Raw genomic sequence first — 25778 nt, 5'->3', positions numbered from 1 at the left:
GCGGCCGGATTGGCCATCGCACCCTATGCCAATCAGTCAGCAATCTCCTCAACGGTCTGGACGAGTCGCGGCCCGAGATGAAGGTAGCGCGTCGCCTTGCGTTTGGCGGCAATATCCGCCCAGACGCGATCGACCTGCGTTGGCGTCAAGCCCGCAGCCTGCGCAACCGCCTCGATCGCCAGTCCGTTGTTGAGGCCATAAAGGCATAGATCCATGCGGTCGTAGGGCAGCGAGAAATAGAACTCTTCCTGCGTCTGCTCCAACGAATAGGTATCCGTCGTCGGCGGGCGGCGGCGGATTTCCTCGGGAATGCCGAGAGAGGCCGCCAACGCGTAGACCTGCGATTTGTAGAGATGCGCTATCGGCTTGACGTCGGCGGCGCCATCGCCGTTCTTCACGAAGAAGCCTTGGTCGTATTCCAGCCGGTTCGGCGTGCCGAGGACGGCGAAATTCAGCCGGTCGGCATGGTAATATTCGATCTGCTTGCGCATGCGCTGCTTCATGTTGGTGGCGGCAACGATACCGAGATAGACAGGCGGCGGCATGCGCAGCTTGGTCTGTTTGCCCTGTGGATCCTGGACCACCAGCGACGAGATGTTGTAGCCCTCACCTTCGAGCGCGTTGGCGATCACGATCTTCGATGCCCAGCCTTCGCCGTAGGCAGGAACAAGTTGGCGGATGAAGGCGTCGCGACGCTCGTAGCAGCCCATTGCCTGCAAGGTCGGCCCGATATCCTCAACCACGGCATCGACGCCAAAGGTTTCGGCGACCAGACGGCCGAGCCTCAGGCTTTCCGGGTCGCTGTCGTTCTCGGGCATGAACAGACAAAAGACGTTCTTCGCACCCACAGCTCGCACAGCCAGGGCGACAGACACGCTGGAATCGATGCCGCCGGAAAGACCTAGCACGAGGCCGCGCTTCTTCATTCCACGCAGCTGCTCACGCAGCCCTGCCACGATGCGGTCGGTTTCAGCCGCATGGTCGATATCAAGCGTTTCGGCCGAAAACGCAGCCGTGTCCTGGGTCGGGCGAATGTTCATTCTGCAGGCTCCATCGTCTCGGCCGCAAGTCGGCGGCTAACCTTACCCGTGTCCGTCTTCGGCAACTCGATGCGAAATTCGACAACCTTCGGGACCATGAAGTCCTCCAGATGGCGCGAGCAATGACGGATGATGTCCTTGTCGCTGAGCGTCTGGTCCGAGCGCACGACAAGTGCCGCGATCGCGTGGCCGAGAACCGGGTCGGGCACACCAAGCACGACGGCTTCCGCAATGCCTGGATGGGAATGCAGGACCGTCTCGACTTCCTTCGGCGCAACTTTCTCGCCGCGGGTCTTGATGATATCGTCCTTGCGCCCGACGAAATAGAGGAAGCCCTCCGCATCGGCCTGAAACAGATCGCCGGTGTAGAGCACCTTCTCCCAAGGGTGCGGTCCAGGCCGAAGCATGCGTTCGGTCGAGGCATCGTTGCGCCAATAGCCCTGCATGACGTGCGGGCCACGGATGACGAGTTCGCCGGGCACGCCCGGCGGAACGCGCTTACCCTCATCGTCGACCACAAAGGCCTCGGTGTTGGGGATGGCGATGCCGACGGAGCCCGGCCGACGGTCAAGTTCTTCGGGCGGCAGATAAGTGCAGCGCTTGCATTCCGTCAGCCCGTACATCGAGTAGAGCCGCGCGCCGGGAAAGAGTTCTCTTAGCCGGGCAATATGTGCCGGCGGCAGCGCCGCGGCAGTGTTGGAAAGATAGCGAAGGCTGGGTAGAAAACCCGGCTCCAGATCGCGCATCTGCAAGATCATCGCCGCCATCGTCGGCACGAGCGGAAATCCGGTGACACCCTCCTCGCGAATGCGCTCGAAGATCGCATGCGGAAACGCGAAGGACTTTTCGAGAACCAGCGTCGCTCCGAGCCGGACCGCCATCAGCAGCTGATAGAGGCCGTAGTCGAAGGCGAGCGGCAGGACGTTGAGGATGATGTCGTCGTGCTGGTTGCGCAGATAGGTGGTGATCGATCCGGACGCCGCATCGATATTGCGATGTGTCATCATCACGCCCTTCGGGCGCCCAGTGGAGCCGGAGGTATAGATCAGCATCGCCAGGTCAACATCGATCCCGCCGTGGACAACCGGCTGCGGCTCGCCTTCCAGGCATGTGTCGAATGCGGTGGCACCCGCAGGCACCTGGCCGTTGGGCGCCGCCGTGGAAGCAACGAACAGCATCGCATCGCCGGCAAGCGCACGGGCATCGCCCACGACCGGCATCAGTTTTGCCTGTGTGAGGATGGCGGCTGCCTCGCAATCGCCGATGATGTAGGCCAGCTTGTCTGCCTTGGTCGACGAATTGATCGGACTGAAGGTCGCGCCTGCCTTCAGCACGGCAAAGATCGAAACAGCGGCTTCCCAGCAATTGTCCATGAACACCAGCACGCGGTCATTGCGCTTGACACCGTTCCTGGAAAGCGAGGCCGCCAGTTGGCTCGAAAGCCGATCGAACTCGTCATACCGCAGCCGCTTGCGGTCGGTGATCAATGCTGTTTTCGCCGCATGCGCCGCGGCGTTGTCGATAAGGAATTGCTCGAACCGCATCTGCGTGGACCTCACCCGTTGTCGCTTACGCCGCTACCGTCGCGCCAGATTTGGCTTCGATGAAAGCCGAGATGCGCGCGAGCGAATCCAGGTTCGCCGGTACGATATCGGCGTCCGCCATGGCGATGCCGTAGTGATCCTCGATGAATGCGACCAGCTCCAGCACGCCGGTGGAGTCAATGATATCGTTCTCGATCAGCGATGCCGTGTCGGCAAGGTCATAGGACGTGTCGCCGAACAGGAAGTTCTCGATGACAAAGGCCCTGACCTTGTCCTTGATCGTCTCCGTCATGTCTTTTCCTTTCCTTTCCTCAGTCGTTCAGGCCGCTTCGGCGGCGTGGATGCTCGTGCCAGTGAATGTCTTCAGCCATAGCTGTGTCGACAGGATTCCGACGAACGCTGCATTGTCGCGGAAGCCGGATACCGGTTGGGATTGGCACTTTTCGTAGAGTTTCGTGACCGCCTTCGGGTTGAAGAGACCACCCGCGGCAATTCTGTCTTGGCTCATTGCCTCGCGGACGTAATCGAGTTCACCGACGCCGGTGAACGAAAGGCTATCGGGTGCTCGATAGGGTTGCTTGGTGCGCTTGCCGATCGCTTCCGGCATCAGGTCCTTGGTTGCGTCGCGCAGGATGTGCTTTTCCACCAGCCCCTTGAGCTTCATCTCCGGCGGCAGACCGGACGCAAACTCGACCAGCCGATGATCGAGGAACGGGAAACGCCCTTCGATGCCATGCGCCATCGCCATGCGGTCGCCCTGGCTTGAAAGGATATAGCCGGGCAGAAGGAACCGACCCTCGAGATACTGAGCCTGATGCAAGGGATGCCAGCGGCCGAAATCCTGAGGCAGACGGCTCGCCAGCTCCTCTGCCGCGTCGTAGCCGGCAAGGCTGGCGCGCAGATCGGGCGAGAAGAAGATCTTCGTCGCCGCCGTGCTCTTGAAGCGGGGGCGATGGGAAAAGAGCGGATCGTCGAGCGCAACGTCTCCCGCCCCGAAGAACGCAGCGAGATATTCAGCCGACTGCTGCTGTAGGCCAGGGAGATAGGGATAAAGCTTGCGGAACAGATGCGGGCGGATGCGCGAGCCAGGCTGGCGCCCGCAGAACCGACGCACGCGCGCTTCCTTGAAGATATCATAGCCGGCAAAGACCTCGTCGGCCCCCTCGCCGGTCAGTACGACCTTGAGCCCCTGTTCGCGCACCAGGCCCGAAAGCTGATAGAGCGGCGCCGGCGCCGTCCTGATGATCGGCCTTTCAGCAAAACGTACCACATCCGGGAACACCCTGGCGATATCGCCGGCACGGCAGGCAACGGTGCTGTGCTGCGTGCCGAGGGCCGCGGCCATCTGCATCTGGTAGGCGCTTTCGTCGTGCTCGACGCTGTCGAACGTGACGGAGAACGTGCGCAATCCTTGCGGCGCCATACCCGCCGCCAGCGCCGCGACGATGGAGGAATCAAGACCGCCCGACAGATAGGAGCCGACCGGCACATCGGCCCGCATGCGGATCCGCGTCGCGTCGCTCAACAGCGCCCGCAATTCGTCGGCGGCTTCGTCTTCATTGACGAAGCGTGAAGTGGCCTCGCGATCCGGATAGTCGAGACGCCAATAGGGCCTGATCGTCTGACGCCCCCGCTCGGCGATCATGAAATTTGCGGGTTCCAGCTCGTGGATATCACGAAAGCCTGTCCGCGGCGCGATCGGCGCCCAAAGCGTGAAGATCTGGTCGAGCGCGATCGGGTCGATCTCGGCTACGATGCCGGGCACCTGAAGCAGCGCCTTGATCTCGGATGCGAAGTAGAGTGTGCCGCCTCTGGTCGTATAGAAAAGTGGACGCACGCCCATGCGATCGCGAGCGAGCATCATTCGGTGGCGGCGGGCGTCCCAGATTGCAAAGGCAAAGTCGCCATTGAGGACGGACAGGCAGTCCTCGCCCATCTCATCGTAGAGATGAAGGATAACTTCGGTGTCGCTCGAAGTCCGGAAATGCCGGCCCTTGGCGCGCAATTCCTCGCGTAGTTCGACATAATTGAAGATCTCGCCGTTGAAGGCGATTGTTAGCTCGCCCGTCGCATCTGACATTGGCTGCTGGCCGTCACCAAGCCCGACGATCGAGAGCCTGACATGACCGAGGCCGGCTTCCGGCGCCACGAATGTGCCATGCTCGTCCGGTCCGCGATGCGCGATCGCGGTCACCATCCTCTTGAGAAGGGTTTCTGCTTCCCGGACCGAACCGAAATAGCCGCCAAAACCGCACATGTTCAGAACTTTCACACGGGTCAATCACAACCGAAACATAATCCGCATGAAGAGTTCATGGGTTAACCGCCGGCGTTTTCTGGTTGTATGGTAAATTCTCCAGGAAGACAAAAATACGTCATCAAAACATCACAGAAATACCTTTACCCCTGCGGAATTTTTCTTTTCGTTACAATTTTAAACATTAGATAGAAAATGAGAACCGGCCAGAAAATACAGATCACAATGCCGGCGACACGATAGACATTCCAGGGCGCGTGCGCCTGCAAACCTTCCAGATAGGTCATCGCCAACAGAAAAAGCGCAGCGATACAATAGGTTGCGCCAACAAAATACATCCAGGACATCTGACCGCTCTCATGGCACAGCAGAAAAACCGAGGAATGAAAATAGAAACTAGCCGCTTATACCAGCAGAAGTAACATTCTTAAGCCAAGAATTAACCTTGTTGCAGACGTGGTTAATTCGTGGACTGCAGCGACTTTCAGCTAAGTCCTGCTTCCACAAGGCATGTACTGGCTGCGGCCGTGGCTCAAAACGTCAGAGACTGTTTCTCTTCAGCGCGCATCGTTACCGGTCGCTGACCTTAGCAACAAAGAGTAGATCGAACCCGCGGAATTCACGCCGGAAAGTGGATTTCTTGAGGGCAGTCCATATCGCTGATGGATTGTCGAGGCGGAAGCCGCGAAGGCTGCGCACGAGCCCGAGGGTGGCAACGATGGTGCGCAATGCCCTGACGATTGCCGGCCCGCTCAGTGACGCAAACAGGATCTGCGGATGAACGGCGAGCAAAACGCCCGTCGTCCGCGTGCGGTCGATATCCCGGAACTGGGCCAGGGAACGGTATTCGTAGCCTTCGATATCGATCTTGAAGCATAGCTTGTCGGTTCGCGCCAGCGACTGCAGTTCGGCAATCGTGATCGTTTTCGCCTTGATCGCCTGCCCCGTATCATCGGCGATCAGCGCCGAGGTCTCCGAGCTACCAAATCCGCCGACCGAGTTCAGCACCAGGACATCATCCTCGGAAAGTGCAGCATTGATCAGCGCGACCTCCCCCTCGTTCTGCGGTTCCATTTCCTTGAGGATGCCGAAGCAGACGGGATCGGGTTCGACCGTAATGACGTTGTCGGCTATCTGAGCTGCCCAATAGGGCGTCACGCCGATCCAGCCGCCGATATCGACAAAGGTCGTGTTGCCGTCGACCAGCCGCTCGATGTTTTGAAATGTGCACGGCTCCCACTCGCCGCTTTGAAGCCGCGCAAAGAAGCGCTTCTTCTCAGGCTTGTCAGGGAAATGGACGGTCTTGCAGAAGTAGGTGATCGCACGCATGGCGCTTCTCTAGCCCATATCCCGGTCAAGCGGAATCGTTTTTGCGAAGGTCTTCCATGCGGCCAGGACATGCCAACGACGGGCGCCGCCGGTTCGATTTCACGCTTCCATGCGCTCGTTTCGGCTGCGCGCTTCCGTAAGTTCGGCCGTCGTCTGGCTGAGGCGGTCAGCGAGCACGCGCATGATTTCCACCGCCATTTCGGGGAAGTCGGCCAGCAGCTTCAGGAAGTCGTCCTTTCGGATGCGCAGGGCTTCCAGCGGTGTCGTGGTGCGCACGGTCGCCGTGCGCGGGGTGTTACAGAGAATGGCGATTTCGCCGACGATCGAATTCTGTTCCACTTCCGCAAGCTTCAGCGGCCCGCTTGCAGTCGTCACCAGCACGTCGGCCTTGCCTGAGAGAATGACATAGGCGGCATCGCCAATATCGCCCTGATAGAAAAGGGCCTCCCCGGCGCTGTACATGACCCGGTCAGACGTGAAGGCAAGGAGTTTCAATTTTGCAGGCGGCAATCCTGAAAACAGGGTTATCCGGCGTAGCATTTCGACTTCATCCTTGAGCAACATCACAATCCGTTTCTCCGAGTATCCAGCCGGGGCGACCTGCCTCCCGCGTTGCCGCGGGACCTTATGCTGGTGCCCTGACATTAATATTACATCAAGATGCCATTTCCTTATAGTCGGGTCCTTCGTTAGCCCCCACTTCCGTTTCGTTGTCGCGAACCAGTCGGCCATTTTCGAACACGGCGACACGATCGAACAGTTCCATCACCGCCGGATTTGCGACCACCCAGACGATTGCCGGATTGCGCCCGCCCTGCCGCAAGAGCGCAAAGACGTTTCGGACCACCTGCTCCTGGACCCGTTGGTCGAGCGCCAGCAGCGGTTGGTTGAAGATGTAGAAGTCGCAGATGCGGATGAGCGCGCGGGCCAGATCAAGCTTCTGGCGCTGGCCTGCGGTCAAGCGTTTGCCGCCGGCGCCGACATTGAATTCGAAGCCGAAGGCCAGCACCTCGTTATAGAGGCCAACGGCTTCGAAAAGATCGCGCACGATCGCCCGGATTTTCTCCGATCCATCGGCGTGCTTGTGACCGATGCGCCCGAAGAGCACGTTGTCGATGATGCTGCCGGACGCGATGTAGCGGTTCGGACGATAGTGCTCGATCATGCCGGCGAGGTCCGTCGGCAGGCCCTCGTCGAACTCGCGCCGGGCAGCTACGATCTTGGCCATCAGTTCGTCGGTCAGGAGACCAAAGCGGTGTCGAGGCTCGATGTAGCCGAAGCACAGCCGAATGATCTTGACTTGGTCATCCTCGGCAACGTCCGCGCGTGGTCGCCCACGGACCTTTTGCAGCAACGCCTCATAAACAGGAATTTCTTCGGCCGTCATGAATGTCAACTGCTGGAAGAACGGGTGATCCGGCGGCAGGTCGCGGAACAGTTCGACGACGTTCTCGGCGATTTCCAGCCCCATTTCGTAGAAGACGTCACGCAAGCCGACGCGCTGAAGCACGGTCTTGAAGAACGGGTGTCCCTCGAGCGCACCGTCCCACATCACCTGATCGGTAATCGTGCCGAAGAGCAAGTTTTCGCCGATGGTCGCTTCGATGTTGTACGAGCCGGGCTCGAAGAACACCACGAGATCGCTGAGCTTTTCCTGTTCAAGGCGCTCCCGAAGCGCGCTGCGCATCTCGACGATACCAGAGGCAAAGGCCGCATTGCGGTTCGGGTCGATGGTGGAGCGCACGGCAAGCGCCAGAACGTCATTGGTCAGGAGGACAGCATCAAGGACGGGCCTGATCTTGATCAGAAGATCGTCTGGTCCGGTCGCCCCGGCTGCCTGGTAATCGACCCAATCGCTGTTGACGTCGAAGGATGGATTGCCTGCAAGCTTGGCTTCGACCAGCTCCCACTTGCGATGGGCCGCCCTTTCGCCTTCATACCGGACCTCGGTCATTGGCGCGTGCTTCAAGCCGTAGAGCAGGTTGTCGCCAAGGCTGCCCTGAAACACATACACGTCTGAGGAGGCATAGGAAATCCGCCGGCCAGTGACCGACTCCGGCATCTCCAGTATATCCTGACCACCGATGACAACACGACCGCCAGCCGGCCAGATCAGTCGAGCGAAGGCCTCTGCCAGAACTTCCCCGCCGGCCTTGAGTGCGACCGCCTCGCCGGGCTGCACCTGCAGCGAGACGTGGTCGAGGAGTGTCACGCCACCATCATCGGTCACCGTCAGGTTGACGGCCGCGAGCGAGCCGTTCAGCGGCGCCGGACTTGCCGCTGCGAGGGCGTGGACCTTGGGATCGAGCAGCGGTTCGATGCTGAACTGCTCGACCACCTGGGCGTACTTCACTTGCACGTCCTGGCGCGCCTGGTCCCAATCGATGAGCTCTTTCAGCGGCCCGGGCAGGTCCTTGTAGGCGCCGATGACGGCGACAAGCTGGCCGATATCGAGGCGGCCCTGAAGCGCGAAATAGCCGCCGATCGAATAGAACATGAACGGCGTCACCTGGGCGAGAAAATTGTTGATGAACTTGACCAGGAATTTCCACTGATAGAGGTCGTAGCGGATCTTGAAGATGCGCGCGAGCCGCGACGCGATGTCGGCGCGCTCGAGATTGGAGGTGTCGTGGCCGCGGATCGTGCCGATGCCGTCAACGATTTCGCTCACCCGGCCAGACAATTCGCGCGCAGTCAGCTGGCGCTCGCGGCCAAGGACGAGCAACCGCTTGCGCATGCGCGGGATGATCACCGCCTGAACGGCGACGATAACAGAGGCGATCAGCCCGAGCCAGAAGCTCTGTAGCAGGATGAAGATCAGCGCCGTCAGCGCCTGACCGCCAAGCAGTGCGGGCGACACGAAGGCATCGCCGGTAAAGCCGCCGAGCGGCTCCACCTCGTCCTTGATCATCGTTGAGATCTCGGCCGGTTTCACCCGTTTGAAATGCGTCGGTGGAAACCTCAGAACGCGATCGACAAGCTCGAAGCGAATCCGCCGCAGGAGACGCTCGCCGAGCCGCCCCTTGAAGGTGTTAATATAGAATTTGAAGAGGCCGTTGACGACTACCAGAAGCAGGAACACGAGGCTCAGCGCCAGCAACATGCCTTCGCGACCGAGTTGGAAGCCGTCAAAAAGATTGATCGTCCCGAGATAGGGCAAGTCAAAGGAGATCGCCAGGAACGCCTGCGTCGCTTCCGGGCTGTCAAAACCGTCGCCCTGAATCGGTCCGTTGACGATCTGCTTGGGCAGATCGAAGGACAGGAAGTAGGGGACCATCGAGAACGCCACGACCAACAGGATCCAGAGCTGGTCCTTGCGCGTATGAGTCCAAATGTAGCGGGAGAGGCGTGGTTCCATGTTTCTGGCAACGAGACCTTATTGAACACTGCGTTGTTTGCGGCGCGGGCAGCCACCGATACCCGGCCACTATATGCTTGCTTGTGGTCCTTTCCGACTGAACTGCCACGGCCGGCCGGTCGCGAAGGCGTTTCGGCAAAAATCTGATCCGGTTTCGAATCCGGTTTATTAGATTATGCAGGAGCGCGAGAAAACCGCAATGGACGCCTGAACGCACCTTCAAGATCGGCGGTCATGCCTCCCTGCGGCGGATCAAGGCGTGGGGAACGAAAAATGCCCATATTGCACTCGATTGTCTGCCAGCTTACAACGAGTGCATGAAACACACCAGCCATCCCCCTACTCCTGCGAGCGACTGGTACGAAAACGCTTTCGACCTGACGCGCGGTATCGCCGCCTACACCGGAAGCCCGCTGATCGATGGGATCGCCAAGGTGATCGCCAGACACCCTGACGCCGATATAGCCAATGCCTTCAATCATAGGCAGGTTGCCTGCAAACTCTGGGCGCGCGACACGCTACTGGAGGCGGCGGGCAAGTCTTATAAGCGGATCGTCGTTCTCGGCGGGTGGTACGGCATTCTTTCGGCGATGTTGCTTGAGGATTGTCGCTTCGAAATCGCAATGGCTGAGAGCTACGACATTGACGCCTCCGTCGAGGCTGTCGCCCGCACCCTCAACGCGACCTTTGCCCATCGTTTCCGGGCCATCACGGCCGACATGTACGCGATCGACTACGCAAGCCTCGACGCCGACCTGATCGTCAACACGAGTTGCGAGCACATCGCCGATCTGCGGAGCTGGCTTGCGCTGATCCCATCAGGCACACGTGTTCTCCTGCAGTCGAACGATTACTTCAGCGAACCGACGCACATCAACTGCGTCGAGTCCGTCGATGCTTTCGCCGACCAGGCGAAACTCGCGACGCTCGATTTCGTCGGTGCGTTGCCGACGAAGAAATATACAAGGTTCATGCTGATCGGGACGGTTTGACCGCCACTTGCGAAAGCCGCTCACGCAGGATCGCCGCCGTGTGGGCGGCGCCTTCGAGGTCGAGCGGCGGCATCGTGGGCTTGGCACGTGCGAGTTGCGTTTCAACGTCGCGCGCCAATCGGGCCGGCGTTACCTCGCTCTCCGGCAGGACACCGGCAAGCCCGAGCTTTTCCAGTCGAACCGCACGCGTTGATTGCTCCGTTTCCCCGCCCGCCGTGAACGGGATCAGCAGCGACGCACAACCGGCGCGAATGATATCGCACACCGTATTGTAGCCGGCCTGCGAGACGGAGAGCCGCGCACCCGAAAGCAGACTGGCAAAATCCTGCCGGAAACGGAACAGCTTCACATTGCCAGGCGCGGCGGCCTCGAATGCGTCATAGTCGACCTGCGGAAGGTTTGGCCCGGTAATCATGCACCATTGCAGCCCCGGCGGCAGGAGCTTCGCAGCTTCCAGACCGGCGCCAATCAGCTCCTTGCCGACTGCGCCGCCCCCGGCCGAGACCAGCACATCGAAACGCTCCAACGGCGGCGCTGGCGGATCGCCCGCGACCAGACCGGTATAGGCAACCTTGTCGGCGATCTCCTGCGCGTAAGGGAAGGTCTCTTCAAGCCGAGCGAAGGCGGGATCCCCATGCACGAGTACAAGGTCAAAATGCTCCTGTACCAGATCCAGCATCTCCTCGGCACGGCCGGGCTTCGTCCGCTCCTGCAGGATATCGCGAAGGGACGTCGCCACCAGTGGGCGCGGGCTCGATGCCTCGATGAGGTCGAGCAGCGGCATCAGTTCAAACCGCATCTGGCGGCGACCGAACGGAAACGCCTCGAAGATCACGACATCCGGGTCGCAGGTGCGAAAAGCGTCAAGCAACATCTTCCGCCGGCGGTCCTTGAAGTCATCATCGACCGGATTTCCGGTTTCGTCCGCCAGGCCGGAGAACCCCTTGTCGCCGGCAACAACCGGCGGCAGGGCTACGTGTTTGAGGTCGGCGCTTGGAAAGCCGGGAACGGCCGTGCCTCCGGTGACAACCGTGACGTCGAAACCATCGGCGGCAAGTGCGCTGGCAATGCGGCTTGCCCGCGCGAGGTGGCCGATCCCCAGCAGATGCTGGACATAAAAGAAGACCCGCCGCTGCCGCATCACGCCGCTTTCCATTCGTTTGCAAACAGGGTCGTCAGTTGTTCGATGCTGGAGTGGTGGTCAAAGTGCGCCCTCACCCGTTTCTCGGCGGCAGCGCCCAGTCGGCGGCGACCCTCTGGATCGCGGATCAGCTGTTCCAAGGCGAGAGACAGTGCCTTCGCGTCCTCGGAGAGCACAATACGACCGTTTTCTCCGTCGACCAGGAGTTCCGGCACGCCCGAGATTGCCGTAGACACACAGGCGAGCCGCTGGCTTGACGCTTCGACCAACACGTTCGGCAGTCCGTCACGGTCGCCATCTGCCGTCACCCGGCAGGCGAGCGCAAAGATATCGCTGGTGCGATAGTGGGCGAGCACGTCGGTCTGATCGAGCGCACCCTTCCAGGCAATTCTGTCCGAGATACCGAGCTCGCTACCCAGGACCTTGAGCTTTGCTGTCAATTCGCCGGCGCCGATATGCTCGAAGCGCCAGTGAAGATCCTCAGGCAAGAGGGCTAGAGCTTGAAGGAGAACATCGTAGCCCTTCTTGCCCACCGCCCTGCCGACACTGACGATGCGCACCGGGTCTGCCTCATCGGAACCGTCGCGGCTCGAATGTTCGCCGTCGAAACGCGGGAAACGCTCGAGATCGAGGCCGTGATAGCTCAGATGCACTCTGGCCTTTTGCGAGGTCAGGCTCTGCAGATGCTCATATCCCGTCCGGGTGCAGGTCACCGTCCAGCGCGCGCGGCCGAGCTTTTCGGAAAGCTCCCAGTCCGGCGACGTCCAGATATCCTTCGCATGCGCCGAGCACGTCCAGGGCGTACCGGCGATGACGCTGGCATAAGCTGTGACGGAAGCCGGCGTATGGATGAAGTGGGCATGCAGCCAGCGCGGATCGCCCGGCCATTCCGATGCCAGAACCAGCGCCTGCCCGAAACGGCGGAAGCGATTGCGCGTCAGGTCCCGGCCCAGATCTTTCACAAACAGCCCAAGCGCCTTCCAGAATCCGGGCTTCGGCAGCGAACGCACCAGACCCTTGAGGACACGCAATGGCTCCTCGTGCAGGTACTCCGGCAGATAGTGCACGTCGGCGCGGATCTCGTCATGCACGGGATGGCGCTTGCCGTCGGTCGGGCGCCTCAGCGCGATCAGGACCAGCTCATGCCCCGCTTTCTCAAGTCCAAGCAATTCCTGCGCAATGAAGGTTTCCGAAAGGCGCGGATATCCCTTCAGAATGACGGCAATCTTGCGGTCCGTTGGCAATGCTTCAGCTCGATTTCTTGACAATACTCAGGTGCTCACTCGACTGCTCGTCGAGCCACCCGCCTACGATTTCGGAGATATGCACCAGCCCCTCGAGCCGCAGGCCGTTGGCACAACTTTTCGACGGCGGCGCGCGTTGCGGCAAAGCCTTCAACGCGGCGGCGAAACGCAAGGGATCCACCGCCTCGTCGGGCAGCAGCATGTCGATGAGACCCCACTCGGCGGCACGACGTGCACGGATCAGTTGCTCCTCGCGCGGCTGAATCCGCGGGACGATCAGCGCCGGTTTATCGAAAGACAGGATCTCGCAATAGGTGTTGTAACCGCCCATCGCCACCACGCCCTTGGCGCCGGCAATCAGCTCTTCCATGCGATTATCGAACTCGATGATCTTGATGAAAGGGATCTTGCTTCCTTTTTTGATCAGCTTTTCGCGCTTCTTGACCGGCATATAGGGGCCAAGGACCACAAGCGCCTTATGCGTCAACTCCGGATCCTGCTGGTAGGCGTGAATAAAATCGTGGATCAGGTCGGCACCATCGCCGCCACCGCCGGTGGTGACGAGAATATAGTCGCCTTCCGGCTTGTGACCGGGCAATTCCTCGCGCGGTACGCTCCTCTGCAGGAAGCCAACGAAGTTCATGCGCTCGCGCACGGCGGGCGGCACCTCGAGTTCCGTCAGCGGGTCGTAGAAGTCGGGCGGCCCATAAACCCAGATCGTATCGTAATACTGCTCGATCTTGCGCATGGTGTCGCGGCGTTTCCATTCCGCTTCGAGCAGATGCGGCGCATCCATCACCTCGCGCAGGCCGAGAACGAGCGTCGTGCCATGGGCTTTGAGATAGGTGAGCGTCTCCTCGACCTCGCCTCGCAACCCCATCGGCTCCTTGTCGACGATAAAGATGTCTGGCTTGAAGGTTTCCGCCGTGTGACGGATGATCGACTGGCGCATCTTCAACGTCTCGTCCAACTCGATATGGCGATCGAGAGACGTGTAGTCGCCGTTGTGCAGCTTTATGACGCTCGGAATCTTCACGAAATCGACGCGCGCGCGATAATCGAAGGCGCCGGCAATCGTCGCACCCGATATGATCAGGATATTCAAACCCCGATAATCTTCCACGAGCGAATGCGCAATCGTGCGGCATCGGCGCAGGTGGCCGAGCCCGAAAGTATCATGGCTGTACATGAGTATCCGGGCATCTTCTAAGCGCCGCGTCATGCCAGAAACCTTTCGCTCAGTAAAAAACGAATCAAAACTCGCGACGCCGGCTTGCGGCCGGCGTCGAAACGAACCTCATTTGTAGGGATCGGCGGCATCGCGCAACCCGTCTCCCAAGAAGTTGAACGCCAAAATCACAAAAATGACCGGGATCGTTGGGAATAGCAGCCAGGGGTAGAAGGCGATGACGCTCACGCTTTTCGCCTCCGTCAGCAGGATGCCCCAGCTGGTGATCGGGGGGCGCAGCCCCAATCCGAGGAAGCTCAGCGCCGTTTCGCCGAGGATCATCCCTGGAATGGAAATGGTCGCTGTGGCGATGAGATGGGACATGAAGCCCGGAACCAGGTGCCGACCGATGATACGGCCGCTCTTTGCGCCCATCAATTGCGCGGCAAGAACGTAGTCCTCTTCACGCAGCGCAAGCAGTTTCGAACGCACCGCCCGGGCAAGCCCGGTCCAATCGAGAAGCCCGAGGATGATCGTGATGCCCAAATAAATCAGGATCGGGCTCCAGGTCGCAGGCATGATCGCGGCCAGCGACAGCCAGAGCGGAATGCTCGGGATCGATTGCAGCACTTCGATGATGCGCTGGACGATGAGATCGAAGACACCGCCGTGGTAGCCGGCGAGACCGCCGATGACGATGCCGAGCACGAAGCTCACCGTAATGCCGAGAAGGCCGATCGTCAGCGAAATGCGCGCACCATAGATGATGCGCGACAGGACATCGCGGCCGAGCCGGTCGGTGCCGAGCAGGAAGAGCTGACCGTCCTTTGCCGGGCATGCCAGGTGCACATTGCTTTCGAACAGGCCCCAGAAGCGGTAGCTGTCACCGCGGCAGAAGAAGCGGATCGGCTCGACGTCCTGCAGATTGTCGGTGTAGTTGCGCTTCAGCGTCTCCATATCGAGTTCCATCGTCCGCCCGTAGACGAACGGGCCAACGAACTTGCCCTCGTGGAACAGGTGAACAGACTGCGGCGGCGCATAGATGTAATCCACATTGCGCGTGTGCAGATTGTAGGGTGCGAGGAACTCGCAGATCGCGATCATCAGGTAGAGCGCGACCAGGAAAATGCCTGATATCAGCGCCAGCTTGTGCCGGCGGAACTTCCACCACATTAGCCGCAGCTGCGAAGCCTGGTTAACCCGCACCTGTTCTTCCGTCATCGCTTCGACGGAATAGGGATCGAATGGTGCTGTCGATACGTAGTGCGGCAGCGGTTCGCCGGGCGCCGGAAGGAATGACGTCACTTGGTGCTCCTGCCTTGCAGCCGTATCCGAGGATCAAGAATGGCGAGCGCGAGATCGGAAATCAGCACGCCGATGACGGTCAGAAATGCGAGGAACATCAGGAACGAGCCGGCCAAGTACATGTCCTGGCTCTGCAACGCCTTGATCAACATCGGGCCGGTCGTTTCGAGAGACAGTACGATCGCAGTGATTTCCGCGCCGGAAATGATCGCCGGCAGGATGGAACCGATATCCGAGATGAAGAAGTTCAGCGCCATCCTGAGCGGATACTTGAGCAGCGTGCGCATCGGCGAAAGCCCCTTTGCGCGGGCGGTCACGACATACTGCTTCTGCAATTCGTCAAGCAGGTTGGCGCGCAGACGCCGGATCATGCCGGCGGTCCCCGCCGCACCAACAATGATGACCGGTATCCAGATATGTTCGAGGATCGATTTCGCCTTCGCCCAACTCATGGGCTCTGCCAGATATTTCTGATCCATGAGATGGCCGATCGAGATGCCGAACCAGATATTGGCAAAGTACATCAGGATCAGCGCCAGCATGAAGTTCGGAATGGCGATGCCAATCAGCCCCACCAGCGACAGCCCATAATCGCCCCAGCTATACTGGTGCGTGGCGGAGTAGATGCCGATCGGGAAGGCGATCAGCCAGGTAAAGATGATGGTGACGAACGAGACAAGGATCGTCAGCCACATCCTGTCGCCGACGACGGCGCTGACCGGCAGCTCGTACTCGAAGGAATAACCGAAATCGCCCTGCAGCATGCCGCCCAGCCAATGAACATATCTCAGCAGCGGCGGCTGATCGAAGCCGTATTCCTTCCGGAGAGCCTCGATCTGCTCCATGTTGACGCCTTCGCCCTGCGCCCTGATCTCGGCGACGTAACTCTCGAAGTAGTCGCCGGGCGGCAGCTCAATGATGGTGAAGACGAGCGCTGAAATGATGAGCAAGGTCGGGACCATCGCCGCGATGCGCCAGAGGATGTATCGCAGCATGTCAGCCTTCCTGCTCGATCCAGAACGTATCGGGTTTGTAGACGCCGAAATAGCTCGTTGGATCGAATCCGTAGAGCCCTGCTTCCGGGACATTCTTGATCTTGTTGGCAACGAGAATTGGCTGCAGGGAGGCATTCACGATGCCGATCGAGAAGACCTGGTCGGTGTAGATCGACAGCATCCTCTCCCAGACCTCGGTGCGCTCGGCATCCTCGGCCGAGTGCCGCCAACGCTGCAGAAGCTCGGTTAGCTCAACGACGGCCGGAAGATCGGGCGCCTGCCCCATCTCACCATGCGAGAGATAGTTGAGCCCCCAAACCGGCCATTGCAGCTGATCGTCCGCAGTCGGCGCCAATTGGCCTGGGTTCATGTCCGCAGTCGGCACACCATTGTCGAGTCCGAACCACATGGACATGACGATCTCACCGCCGACGGCACGGCTGCGGAAGGTGTCGCGTTGCGACGTGCGGATGAAGAGCGAAATGCCGATCTTCTGCCAGTAGTCGGTGATCAACTGCAGGACATCGGTCTCCAGGGTGCTTTCGCCTGCGGTCTCAACGACGATCTGAGCGGCACGGCCGTCAGGGAGAATACGAATGCCATCGCTGCCGCGGTTCGTCAGGCCAGCCTCATCCAGCAACGCATTGGCCTGCACCGGGTCGTAGGCGATCCAGGCGGAGGCGAACTCCGGCCGGAACAGCGGGCTGTCCGGCAGGACAGTGTCGGCGCTCTCCTTGGTCAGTCCGTAGAAGACGGCCTTGTTGATTTCAGAACGATCGATCGCCAGCGACAGCGCCCGGCGGACGCGCACATCCTGCAGCAACGACCGCCAGACCGCATCGGAGCAATTGAGATTGGGAAGCAGCGCGACCCGTGAGCCTTGCGTCTTCTTCCAGAGGAGAACCTTTACCGGATAGCGCTTTTCCGCATCTTTCAGGAAGGTGTAGTCGATAAAGTCGATATTTGTCGCCTGCAGGTCGCTCTCGCCGGTGCCGGCCTTCGCCGGGATCAGCGCCGGAGAACTGACGTTGAGCACGAACTTGTCGATGTAGGGGAGCTGCAACCCGTTCTCATCGACCCGATGATAGAAGGCGTTACGCTCGAAGACAAACTGCTCGGCCGGCAAGGATGTTGTGTTGCGCCACGGGTCAAGCGTCGGCAGATCGGGATTTTCCGGGCGGTAGGAACGGGCCATGCGCATATGCAGCTGGTTCCACTTCTTGACCCTTTGCTCCTTCAGAAGCGCCTTGAGTTTGTCCTCATCCTGATATTTATCGTGGAACTGCTTGAGGTACGTCGCCGGCATCACCAGCACCAAGGGCTGTGGTGCGGCGAGCTTTTGCAGAAAATCAGGATTGGGCGTGGACCAGGTGTAGCGCACGGTCCGCTCGTCGAGCACCTCGAACTTTGCCGCCTCGCCGTCGATCACCAGCGCCATCGGCAGGCCCGCCGGGCTCAGTTTCTCGTTGAGCAGAACATCTTCCCAGCAGTAGCGGAAATCGTCCGTCGTAAGCGGGCTTCCGTCCGACCACTTGTGTCCCTCGCGCAGATGGAACGTGAAGATCCGGTCCTCGACTGTCTCGAAGCTTTCCAGCACGTCCGGCTGCAGTTCGAGTTCTTCGTCGTAGCCGACCAGGCGTGAGTAGCCGTAAACGGTCATCAACCGTATGTCTTTCGCGCTGCCGATCAGGCTCTGCACGGTGCCGCCGTGTTTGCCTGGCTGGCGTCCCATGGCCGCAACGTTGATGACGCGCGGGGTCTTCGGCAACCGTTCATTGACGGGCGGCAGCTTTCCCTCGGCGACAAGCGCCTCGAAAAATTTCGGCTCGCTTGCCGCTGCAAGAAGGTACTTGGGAAACGCCACTGTTGCGAGCAGGGCGAGCGCAGTTCGGCGAGTGATCATGGCCGTAACTCCCTTGCATCCACTGACTTGCGCGCGAGAACATAGTGGTCGCCACCAAGGTCAGCAGGAAAAAGCGCACCTTCCTCGCCGTCGTCGCTGAACTGCGGTCCCCAGCGCCGCATGTCCGACCCCTCAATGGCCTTGAGCAGATCGAAATCCAGCGGACGATCGAGATCCGGATAGGGGACGGCAGCGAGCAGCGACTTCGTGTAGGGATGCACCGGTTTGCGCATCAGAACTTCGCGCGGCGCGAGTTCGACGATGCGCCCCGCACACATCACCGCGATCCGATCGGCCATATAGTCGACCACCGCGAGGTTGTGCGAGATGAACAGGCATGTAAGCCCAAGTTCTTTCTGCAGATCCTTGAGCAGGTTGAGGATCTGGGCCTGGACGGAAACGTCGAGCGCCGATACCGGCTCGTCACAGATCAGCAGTTGCGGGACCAGAGCGAGCGCCCGCGCTATACCTATGCGCTGGCGCTGGCCGCCGGAAAAACTATGCGGATAGCGGTTGACGAACCGCTGGTCGAGCCCGACGGCCTGCAGCAGCAAGCGCACCGTCTCGACACGCGACTTCGCCGTTCCGCGCCCGTGGATTTCGAGCGGCTCGCTCAGGATATTCCTGACAGTCATGCGTGGCGAGAGTGACGACACCGGATCCTGAAAAACCATCTGGATCTTCGAGCGCAGCGTCTTCAGCTCATCACCTTCCGCCTTGAGCACGTCGATCGGACCTTCGCCGTCATCGAAGCTGACGCTGCCGCCATCAGGCGTGATGGCCCGCATCAAAATCTTGCTGACCGTCGTCTTGCCGCAGCCGCTCTCGCCGACCAGACCCAGACACTCGCCACGGCGGATATCGAAGCTGACATCGTCCACCGCGCGATGGCGAGACGGGTCCTTCTTGCCGAACCACGAGGTCTTGCGCGTTCCATAGGTCTTGGAAAGGTTGCGTACGGACAGGAGAACGTCGGGGCCAACCGCCCTAGTGGAGGCCTTGGCACCCAGCAGTGTCCCAGCCTTGACCGGCACCTCCCGCAATGCCTTCAACCGCTCGCCCGGCTTCATGTCGAAATGCGGGACCGCGGCCATCAGGCCCTTGAGATAGGGATGCTGCGGATTGCGGAAGATCGCATCGACCGGACCTGCTTCGACAATCTGGCCGTGATAGATCACCACGACTTCGTCAGCCATATTGGCAACCACGCCGAGGTCGTGGGTGATCAACAGCATCGCCATGTTGAGCTTGACCTGCAACTCGCGCAGCAACTGCAGGATTTGCGCCTGCACCGTCACATCGAGCGCAGTCGTCGGCTCGTCGGCGATCAACAGCGCCGGTCGGCAGATCAGCGCCATGGCGATCATGGCACGCTGGCGCATGCCGCCGGAGAGCTCGAAAGGATACATATCATAGGCACGCTTCGGGTTCGAAAACCCGACATAACCAAGAAGCTCTTCCGTTCTGGCGCGCCTTTCGGCTTTTTCCGCATCCGTATGAATTTTCAAGACTTCGGAGATCTGGTTGCCGATCGTGTGGAGCGGCGACAGCGACGTCATCGGTTCCTGGAAGATCTTGCTGATGCGGGTACCGCGCAAGGCACGTATTTCTTCACCTTCGCGCTCCAGCGAGAGCAGGTCGATCGGCTTGCCCTTGGCCGCCGGATCGTTGAACAGGACATGTCCACCGACCCGCGCGACATTCGGCAGGATACCCATGACGGCCTGACTGATGGCCGATTTCCCGGAACCGGACTCGCCGACGAGGGCGGTCACCTTTCCTGGCAAAATTCTGAAATTCGCTTCCTTGACGGCTTCAACTTCACCGCCGAGCACCGAGAATGTGATCCGCAGACCTTCAACTCGAAGCAGGTCCGCCCCTGATGTCATCACAACACACTTCCCTCATTGCCCTTGTATCCGCCGCCTCTAAAAAAGACTATCGCAGCTTCAGGGGGCTGTCCAGCTTAGCCCCTTGCAACCACAGCATAGTTTACGGTCGCGTCGCGATCTCAGGGAAGAGGGCAAGTTTCTTGGGGCAGCACGTCGGCGCAGCGCGGCGATCGACGGAAATCGTCATAATAGAGCGTCCAGTCGGTCGCATCGGCCGCGCGATAGGGGCCGAACTTGAAATACTGATTACGGCCGAGCCCCTTGTCAGCATGCCCGACATGGCCCTTGACCGTGATGATCGGCTTACCATTGGCAAAGAGCTCGATATGTCCGGTGCCGTCGGCGCCCGGCTTCGTATAAATCGCGAAATCGATCCAGCCCGACTTCGGATCGGGCAATGGATTGCCGTGGTTCGTCACCGTAATCGCATCTGTGCAGGCGTTGAACAGATTGCCGTCATCCGCCTTCCACGCGGAATCAGCGGCCACAAGCATGCGCATCTGGTTGACGCCCGGGCGTCCCCATACCGGCACTTCACCCGGCCTGCAGGCGGCGGCGACCCCGTCCGGCCCGGTGGAAACCGGCGCGATATAATTGGTCTCGATAGTTGCGAACAACTTGCCGAAGTTCATGCGCAACGCCAGGAACGGGCTGAAATCGCCTTCAGCACCCGGGTCGATCTCGCGTTTCCATTGCGCCACGAGATAACGATGATCACCTGAGGGGATCGGGTCGGCAAACTTCATGGAGAACCCGTACCAAATACCCTGGTCGTAGGGCACCCGCAGCGCCGTCTTCTCCCAGATTTCCGCTCTCTCACTGCAGCCGTCGAGCGAATCCGGACAGATCGGCACGACGCTCAGCTTGAGTCCGCCATTGCCGTTGCGCTTGACGATGCTCTGAAACTCGGCCGTCCCCGCGCTCTGCTCGAAATTCTCCCGGTAGTAGAGCCCGCCGTCCGGCGAGAAATCCTTTCCCTCGAACCCGTCGAAAAGCTTGGTTTCCCACGGCTGCGCTGCTGCAACGCCAGTGATGAAGAAGCTCGCGACGATGAGGGCTGCTCGGAACATTGAGGTCCTTACTGAAGCATCTTGTCGATAAGGCCACGCGGCGGTTGCAGCGGGCGGGTGTTGCGATGGAGCAGCATGACATGCTCTGCTTCCGAAAGTCCATCCTGCAAAACATCATCGAGGCGCTCATCCGGCTTTGGCAGAAGCGCTGCCTCATTCGGGTAAAGAATGGTGAATTTCTGGCGCACGCCGCGCAGCTTTTCCTGCCCGAGCGCGGTCCAGTCGCCGCCGCAATAATTGACGAAAGCCTCGCTGGCGACAACGCTGTGAGCGTATTTCTTCGTCAGGTTCTGCAGCCGCTGCACCTCGTTGACCGCCGAGCCGAAGGCCGAGAACGTTAACCGGTCGCGAAGGCCGACATTGCCGAACATTACATTGCCGACATGAAGTCCGACGCCATAGCCGATCGGGTCACGCCCTTGCTTGCGCCGCTCGGAATTGAGCAATTCCATGCGTGCGGTTGCGGCGCGCACCGCGCCGAACGCCTCGCGCGCGGCAAATTCGGAAGGTTCCTTGTGCCGGCCGCAGGGATAGACTGCCAGGAAACCATCACCGACAAAGCTGAGGATATGGCCGCCGTTGCGGTTGAACGGCGCAGCAATCGCATCGAAGTAACCGTTCAGCGTTTCGATATAGGATTGGCGGCCCTCCTTTTCGGCAAGCATGGTCGAGCGGCGCATATCCGCCATGACAAGGATCGCACGTACCGTCTCTCCGTCACCGCGCCGGACCTGCCCGCTCATCACGCGGCGGCCGGCGCTCGAGCCGAGATAGGTGGTCAGCATGTTGTCGGCGAGCTTGCCGAGAACGGCCATCTTGGCCGCAACAGCGAGATGGTTCTGCAGGCGCAACAGCGCGCCGATGACGTCATCGGTGAAGCCGCCGTGGCGGTCCGTCGTCCAGGAGCCGACCATACCGTGGCCGGAATCGGCGCCGAGCGACTGCATGAAGGCGATGTAGTCGGTCGCCCCCTGTTCCTTCAGCTCGTCGAAGATCGGGAACTCGGACGGCGTATCCTTGTAGAGGCGCCGACGGACATGCTCGAGATTGTTGTTGAGCAGGTAATAGTAGGGGCTGCGCAGGAACCGCTCCGGATTGAGCGCGAGTTCCTCGTGCCGCAGGCCGCTGACCTCGACGCCCTTGCCGCGCGCCCAGGTGAAGCCGAGCGCGTCATAGAGCGGATGCAGCATGGAAAAGGAAAGGTGCACGCGCATTAACGGCAGGCCGGCAGCTGCCAGCCGCTCGCAGAAGCCCTTGACGATCGTCTCCAGCGACTCGTCGCTGAGCGACGTCCGCATGAGCCAGTCCGCGACCTTGTCGATCAGGATTTCAGATACGTTATCGTTTACCGGGCCCATTTCGCGTCCTCACCGTGACAGACAGTCCAGCACCATGCCCAATTGCGATGGGCGAACGGCCCGACGATGTGTCGGCGTTCGCTCGCGGCGGCTGATGATGATACGTGCCCGTTAAGAAAATGCTCCAACCGATTCCAGCGTCGATGACGTACAGGCACCCGGAATGCGGCACTTATATACTGCAGATATTGATGGCCCTCTGCAATTTCCAGAGGCGCGCGAATTTTTTGTTTCGCGCCGCGGCCACACGAAGATTTGATGGCACGCCAATGCACCGCAGTCAGGGGAAGGCATCGGCGCCACGCTTGACTTGTACCTTGTTTCTATCCAACAAACCACGACATGTCGCCAGGCTGGCGCCTCCCGTTCACAAAAGCTGGAACCGAAAATTGACCTCACCCCATCACGAAAGACTGCTGGCGTCGATTTCGGCTCGCACGGCCCATGTCGGCGTCATCGGACTTGGTTATGTCGGCCTTCCGCTCGCAGTTGCGGCGGCACGCGCGGGCTTTTCGGTGACCGGATTCGACATCGACCCGGCAAAGATCGTCGCGCTCGACGCGCACAAATCCTATATCGCAGCCGTACCGGACGCCGTGCTGGCCGAGCAGGCGACAGCCGGGCGCTTCAGCTCCACCACCAATTTCGGACATCTGGGCAGTTGCGATGTCATCGTCATCTGCGTGCCAACGCCCCTGACGAAACACCGCGATCCCGACCTTTCCTTCGTTGAGAATACGGCACGTGCGATTGCAGCAACGCTCAGGGCCAGCCAGCTCGTGGTGCTCGAATCGACCACTTACCCGGGAACGACCGACGGCGTCGTGCGCACGATCCTCGAGGAGACCGGCCTCAGGTCGGGCGTTGATTTCTTTGTCGGCTTTTCACCCGAACGCGAAGACCCCGGCAACCCGGTCTACGAGACGACCAGCATTCCGAAAGTCGTGGCAGGCGACGGGCCGCTCGCGGCAAGCCTGATGGAACGCTTCTATGCCGCGGTCGTCAAAACGGTCGTACCGGTATCGTCCAACGCCACCGCCGAAGCGGTCAAGCTGACCGAGAACATCTTCCGTTCGGTCAACATCGCCCTCGTCAACGAGCTGAAGATTGTCTTCGAGGCGATGGGCATCGACGTATGGGAAGTGATCGAGGCGGCGAAGACCAAGCCGTTCGGCTACATGCCGTTTTATCCGGGGCCCGGGCTCGGCGGGCATTGCATACCGATCGATCCCTTTTACCTCACCTGGAAGTCGCGCGAATACGAATTGCCCACCCGGTTCATCGAGTTGGCGGGAGAGATCAATTCGGCGATGCCACGCCACGTGGTCAGCCGGCTCGCCGAGGCGCTCGATCGCCATGCGGGCAAGGCGCTCAGCCGTTCGAAGGTCCTTGTCATCGGCCTCGCCTACAAGAAGAACGTGCCCGATATTCGCGAAAGCCCATCGCTGAAGTTGATCGAACTGATCGAGGAACGCGGCGGTCGGTGCGAGTACCACGATCCCTATGTCGCCGAGATCCCGTCGACGCGCGAATACAGCGCTCTGAAGGGCAGACGGTCCGTGACGCTCGACGGGCAGTCGATCCGGCAGTTCGATGTCGTGCTGGTGGCAACCGACCACGACCAGGTCGATTACGCCGCCCTTGCTAGTGCCTCACCGCTTATCGTCGATACGCGCAACGTTTTTCACCGCCACGGCCTGACCGGCGCACACATCGTCAAGGCCTAGCCAAGGCCGCCTTCAGCTTGCTGGCGGCAACCGCATAGCCACCTGAGGCTCCGTCCACGAAGTGCATGTGATCCCGGCTCATCGGGGTGGGCACGATGCAGGTCATAAGTGCGGAGTCCTGTTGGTGCAGGCCGTAGCGGCCGACGCCGGCCGCCTCGGCCCGACGCAGCCGCGCCTCGATCAAGGCGAGGCGCGCGGCGCTGATATCGATCGTCATCTTGAGGCCGTCATCGAATTTGCGGAAATCGGTGTTGTTGGCGAGATCGCGCCGATAACGGGTCGTATCGAACGTGCCTAGGTTCCATCCCATGCGAAAACAGATGAACAGCGCCAATGTCTGCAGCGTGATCCACAGGCGCGCCAGAAGCCGCCTTCCATGCGGCGCCCGCGCCCGCGCCTCGGCTTCGATGCCTTGGGTGGAAAAGCGTGGTTCAGGCCCGAGCTCGGGAACCGGATGCGCGTGTCGCTCTTCCTCGTCGGTAAGGGCAACGATGTCGGCGATCAGCGCCTGAAATTCCGGTCCGCTGCCTTTTTCGCCGGGCACTGTAATGATCGAGGCGATCGAGCCGTGGCGTGACTGGATTGGGTTCCATCGGCACGATAGCCCTGTGAGATCGGGCCGAGTGCCCGGCGGTGCTGCCTCCACCTGGTAACGCCCCGCCTTCATGGCCGCTTCCGCCCAGCTTGCACCGCCGCCGGCAAACATCGCGTATGAGACCTCTTCGCTCGCCTTGAAGCGGGCGACGCGCATGTCGAGACCATCCGCCCTGATATCCCTGACCGGCACCAGCGCCGCGCGCAACTCGAGCCCGAGTTCTTCAAGGACCCACGTTTTCACCGCGGCAAGCGCCGCTTTCGCGCGTTCCGCCATCGATGCTGGGAGGACTGCGAGTGCCCCGTCGCCTCCGAAAACAAACGGCATGGATTTCTCGTCAAGACCGTTCATCAGCGCGGAGATGACGCTCGCGCCGGCCATGTTCACGGTCTTGTAGCGGCCCTCGGCGATCGCGCCGGTTGAATTGACGATATCGGCGAGCGCCAGCATCCAGTCGTCCGGCAAGGCACGATAATTCGTTTCATCGGCAACCCCCTCGAACGCATCGAAGAGCGGCACGCTGTCGTAGAATCGTGTTTCACTCGTCTTTGCCATCGATGCTCCGAGCTTTTACCCACTGGCTATGTCGATAGATGTTCTACGCGAGACCGCAAGAAAAAGTTTCAAATTCCGATACGCGTATCGAGAGGAGTTGCGACGACCTCGGCAGCGTAAGAGACCCTCGGGGCGATTGCGAGAAATCGCTGCGTCAGCTTTGATGGCCACGTGCCGGATAAGCTCCCGAAAAGCCTGACGATTGTTGCAAAACGGCCGTTGGCCACTGCCCGCAACAAGGCTTCGGACCACCCGACACAACATCGAATATGCCATCGTCATTTGTGGGCATTGATAAGGTTAAT

Annotated in this window: 20 protein-coding genes; 2 read left to right on the top strand and 18 right to left on the bottom strand. The window is 60.3% G+C overall.

Features of this window, described 5'->3' with window-relative positions; all coding sequences use genetic code 11:
- Positions 1-32: 32 nt before the first annotated feature.
- The 8 genes from nadE to C6558_RS10200 form a co-directional block, all read right to left on the bottom strand.
- On the bottom strand, positions 33-1040 hold the full coding sequence (gene nadE / locus C6558_RS10235) for an NAD(+) synthase (protein WP_107027205.1): 1008 nt from the start codon (positions 1038-1040) through the stop codon (positions 33-35).
- Complete coding sequence (locus C6558_RS10230) at positions 1037-2584, bottom strand: class I adenylate-forming enzyme family protein (RefSeq protein ID WP_025428543.1); 1548 nt, start codon at positions 2582-2584, stop codon at positions 1037-1039. The genes nadE and C6558_RS10230 overlap by 4 nt, the downstream gene beginning before the upstream one ends.
- A 25-nt stretch (positions 2585-2609) precedes the next feature.
- Positions 2610-2876: an acyl carrier protein gene (locus C6558_RS10225; protein WP_025428542.1), complete on the bottom strand. Its 267-nt coding sequence runs from the start codon at positions 2874-2876 to the stop codon at positions 2610-2612.
- 27 nt (positions 2877-2903) lie between these two features.
- Positions 2904-4841 (bottom strand): asparagine synthase (glutamine-hydrolyzing), encoded by a 1938-nt coding sequence (asnB, locus tag C6558_RS10220; protein WP_107027204.1) that lies wholly within the window; start codon positions 4839-4841, stop codon positions 2904-2906.
- 143 nt (positions 4842-4984) lie between these two features.
- Entirely contained in the window at positions 4985-5188 is a 204-nt protein-coding gene (locus tag C6558_RS10215) for a hypothetical protein (RefSeq protein WP_025428540.1), read from the bottom strand.
- Between the two features lie 223 nt (positions 5189-5411).
- Positions 5412-6170: an FkbM family methyltransferase gene (locus tag C6558_RS10210; RefSeq protein WP_107027203.1), complete on the bottom strand. Its 759-nt coding sequence runs from the start codon at positions 6168-6170 to the stop codon at positions 5412-5414.
- A gap of 99 nt (positions 6171-6269) precedes the next feature.
- A complete protein-coding gene (locus C6558_RS10205) occupies positions 6270-6734 on the bottom strand; it encodes a cyclic nucleotide-binding domain-containing protein (RefSeq protein ID WP_025428538.1) in 465 nt (154 codons plus the stop codon).
- A 91-nt stretch (positions 6735-6825) separates the two neighbouring features.
- On the bottom strand, positions 6826-9528 hold the full coding sequence (locus C6558_RS10200; RefSeq protein ID WP_107027202.1) for an ABC transporter ATP-binding protein: 2703 nt from the start codon (positions 9526-9528) through the stop codon (positions 6826-6828).
- Between the two features lie 317 nt (positions 9529-9845).
- On the opposite strand from C6558_RS10200, the gene C6558_RS10195 reads away from it, so the two are divergent.
- Positions 9846-10520 carry an SAM-dependent methyltransferase gene (locus tag C6558_RS10195; RefSeq protein ID WP_107027201.1) on the top strand — a complete coding sequence of 225 codons (675 nt, stop codon included), beginning with the start codon at positions 9846-9848 and terminating at the stop codon, positions 10518-10520.
- Here the strand turns inward: C6558_RS10195 and C6558_RS10190 are convergent.
- From C6558_RS10190 to C6558_RS10150, 9 genes are all read right to left on the bottom strand, one after another.
- Positions 10498-11661 carry a glycosyltransferase family protein gene (locus C6558_RS10190; RefSeq protein WP_107027259.1) on the bottom strand — a complete coding sequence of 388 codons (1164 nt, stop codon included), beginning with the start codon at positions 11659-11661 and terminating at the stop codon, positions 10498-10500. The two genes, C6558_RS10195 and C6558_RS10190, sit on opposite strands and share 23 nt — an antisense overlap.
- Positions 11661-12905: a glycosyltransferase family 4 protein gene (locus C6558_RS10185; RefSeq protein WP_025428534.1), complete on the bottom strand. Its 1245-nt coding sequence runs from the start codon at positions 12903-12905 to the stop codon at positions 11661-11663. Before C6558_RS10185 ends, C6558_RS10190 begins: the two co-directional genes overlap by 1 nt.
- Before the next feature lie 4 nt (positions 12906-12909).
- On the bottom strand, positions 12910-14127 hold the full coding sequence (locus C6558_RS10180) for a glycosyltransferase family protein (protein ID WP_025428533.1): 1218 nt from the start codon (positions 14125-14127) through the stop codon (positions 12910-12912).
- Between the two features lie 75 nt (positions 14128-14202).
- A complete protein-coding gene (locus tag C6558_RS10175; RefSeq protein ID WP_025428532.1) occupies positions 14203-15378 on the bottom strand; it encodes an ABC transporter permease in 1176 nt (391 codons plus the stop codon).
- Entirely contained in the window at positions 15375-16373 is a 999-nt protein-coding gene (locus C6558_RS10170) for an ABC transporter permease (RefSeq protein ID WP_057218193.1), read from the bottom strand. The genes C6558_RS10175 and C6558_RS10170 overlap by 4 nt, the downstream gene beginning before the upstream one ends.
- Position 16374: 1 nt before the next feature.
- Positions 16375-18276 carry an ABC transporter substrate-binding protein gene (locus tag C6558_RS10165; protein ID WP_057218195.1) on the bottom strand — a complete coding sequence of 634 codons (1902 nt, stop codon included), beginning with the start codon at positions 18274-18276 and terminating at the stop codon, positions 16375-16377.
- A complete protein-coding gene (locus C6558_RS10160) occupies positions 18273-20165 on the bottom strand; it encodes an ABC transporter ATP-binding protein (RefSeq protein WP_057218198.1) in 1893 nt (630 codons plus the stop codon). The genes C6558_RS10165 and C6558_RS10160 overlap by 4 nt, the downstream gene beginning before the upstream one ends.
- Positions 20166-20287: 122 nt before the next feature.
- On the bottom strand, positions 20288-21238 hold the full coding sequence (locus C6558_RS10155) for a polysaccharide lyase (protein ID WP_107027200.1): 951 nt from the start codon (positions 21236-21238) through the stop codon (positions 20288-20290).
- A gap of 8 nt (positions 21239-21246) precedes the next feature.
- Positions 21247-22596 carry an adenylate/guanylate cyclase domain-containing protein gene (locus C6558_RS10150; protein WP_107027199.1) on the bottom strand — a complete coding sequence of 450 codons (1350 nt, stop codon included), beginning with the start codon at positions 22594-22596 and terminating at the stop codon, positions 21247-21249.
- 389 nt (positions 22597-22985) lie between these two features.
- Between C6558_RS10150 and C6558_RS10145 the strand changes: the two genes are divergently transcribed.
- The gene (locus C6558_RS10145) at positions 22986-24323 is read left to right on the top strand and encodes a nucleotide sugar dehydrogenase (RefSeq protein ID WP_162771106.1); all 1338 of its coding nucleotides are present in this window, start codon (positions 22986-22988) and stop codon (positions 24321-24323) included.
- On the opposite strand, the gene C6558_RS10140 is transcribed toward C6558_RS10145, so the two are convergent.
- The gene (locus tag C6558_RS10140; RefSeq protein ID WP_107027197.1) at positions 24313-25473 is read right to left on the bottom strand and encodes a DUF3095 domain-containing protein; all 1161 of its coding nucleotides are present in this window, start codon (positions 25471-25473) and stop codon (positions 24313-24315) included. The genes C6558_RS10145 and C6558_RS10140 overlap by 11 nt on opposite strands.
- Between the last annotated feature and the right edge of the window lie 305 nt (positions 25474-25778).

Origin of the sequence: Ensifer sp. NM-2, assembly GCF_003024455.1 — a bacterium.
Classification (GTDB): domain Bacteria; phylum Pseudomonadota; class Alphaproteobacteria; order Rhizobiales; family Rhizobiaceae; genus Ensifer; species Ensifer canadensis.
This window is presented reverse-complemented; position numbering and strand designations above follow the sequence as displayed.

Excerpts from the sequence above, each read along its gene's own strand:
- nadE (WP_107027205.1), bottom strand. The coding sequence starts at position 1,040 with ATGAACATTCGCCCGACCCAGGACACGGCTGCGTTTTCGGCCGAAACG.
- C6558_RS10230 (WP_025428543.1), bottom strand. The coding sequence starts at position 2,584 with ATGCGGTTCGAGCAATTCCTTATCGACAACGCCGCGGCGCATGCGGCG.
- C6558_RS10225 (WP_025428542.1), bottom strand. The coding sequence starts at position 2,876 with ATGACGGAGACGATCAAGGACAAGGTCAGGGCCTTTGTCATCGAGAAC.
- asnB (WP_107027204.1), bottom strand. The coding sequence starts at position 4,841 with ATGTGCGGTTTTGGCGGCTATTTCGGTTCGGTCCGGGAAGCAGAAACC.
- C6558_RS10215 (WP_025428540.1), bottom strand. The coding sequence starts at position 5,188 with ATGTCCTGGATGTATTTTGTTGGCGCAACCTATTGTATCGCTGCGCTT.
- C6558_RS10210 (WP_107027203.1), bottom strand. The coding sequence starts at position 6,170 with ATGCGTGCGATCACCTACTTCTGCAAGACCGTCCATTTCCCTGACAAG.
- C6558_RS10205 (WP_025428538.1), bottom strand. The coding sequence starts at position 6,734 with ATGTTGCTCAAGGATGAAGTCGAAATGCTACGCCGGATAACCCTGTTT.
- C6558_RS10200 (WP_107027202.1), bottom strand. The coding sequence starts at position 9,528 with ATGGAACCACGCCTCTCCCGCTACATTTGGACTCATACGCGCAAGGAC.
- C6558_RS10195 (WP_107027201.1), top strand. The coding sequence starts at position 9,846 with ATGAAACACACCAGCCATCCCCCTACTCCTGCGAGCGACTGGTACGAA.
- C6558_RS10190 (WP_107027259.1), bottom strand. The coding sequence starts at position 11,661 with ATGCGGCAGCGGCGGGTCTTCTTTTATGTCCAGCATCTGCTGGGGATC.
- C6558_RS10180 (WP_025428533.1), bottom strand. The coding sequence starts at position 14,127 with ATGACGCGGCGCTTAGAAGATGCCCGGATACTCATGTACAGCCATGAT.
- C6558_RS10170 (WP_057218193.1), bottom strand. The coding sequence starts at position 16,373 with ATGCTGCGATACATCCTCTGGCGCATCGCGGCGATGGTCCCGACCTTG.
- C6558_RS10165 (WP_057218195.1), bottom strand. The coding sequence starts at position 18,276 with ATGATCACTCGCCGAACTGCGCTCGCCCTGCTCGCAACAGTGGCGTTT.
- C6558_RS10160 (WP_057218198.1), bottom strand. The coding sequence starts at position 20,165 with ATGACATCAGGGGCGGACCTGCTTCGAGTTGAAGGTCTGCGGATCACA.
- C6558_RS10155 (WP_107027200.1), bottom strand. The coding sequence starts at position 21,238 with ATGTTCCGAGCAGCCCTCATCGTCGCGAGCTTCTTCATCACTGGCGTT.
- C6558_RS10150 (WP_107027199.1), bottom strand. The coding sequence starts at position 22,596 with ATGGGCCCGGTAAACGATAACGTATCTGAAATCCTGATCGACAAGGTC.
- C6558_RS10140 (WP_107027197.1), bottom strand. The coding sequence starts at position 25,473 with ATGGCAAAGACGAGTGAAACACGATTCTACGACAGCGTGCCGCTCTTC.